This is a genomic window from Janthinobacterium sp. GW821-FHT03C08 (genome assembly GCF_059420905.1).
Map to the genome: position 1 here is coordinate 1 of NZ_JBWKUP010000058.1, position 590 is coordinate 590.

Annotated in this window: 1 protein-coding gene; it reads right to left on the bottom strand. The window is 67.6% G+C overall.

The window, feature by feature from the left end; all coding sequences use genetic code 11:
* Nucleotides 1-590: AMP-binding protein (locus AC07VL_RS28055; RefSeq protein ID WP_494808760.1), on the bottom strand; the 590-nt coding region annotated here is incomplete at both ends.

Genomic DNA, 590 nt, shown 5'->3' on the forward strand with positions numbered 1-590 from the left:
TGCTGGTCCGTGCGTCCCAGATACACGATGCGCCCGTCGGCCAGCCGGCGCGCCAAGTCGCCCGTGCGGTACATGCGTGCACCCGGCATACCGAACGGACACGGCAGGAAACGCTCCGCCGTCAGGCTCGGACGGTGCAGATAGCCACGCGCCAAGCCAGCGCCGGCGATATACACTTCGCCTGGCACACCATCGGGCACCGGCTGCAATGCCGCGTCAAGCAGGTACAGCCCCACGTTCTCCAGCGCCCCGCCCAGCACCGGCAACGGCCCCGCCGTACCGATGGCGCACGCCGTGGCGTCGACCGTGGTTTCCGTCGGACCATACATATTGAAGAAGCGCTGCTGCGGCATGGCCTGCAGGCGTTGCCACAGATGCGCATCGATGGCCTCGCCACCGACGAGCATGCTGCCCGGCAGACGCGCCTCGACCTGCAGCAGCAGCGACAGCTGCGACGGCGTGCAATCGAGTACGTCCAGTTCCCAGCGCCCGATGGCCGCCGACAGCAGCGCTGGATCGGTACGGCACTGCTCCGTGAGCACGAACAAGGTCGCGCCAAACAGCAGCGATACCAGTTGCTGCAGCGACGC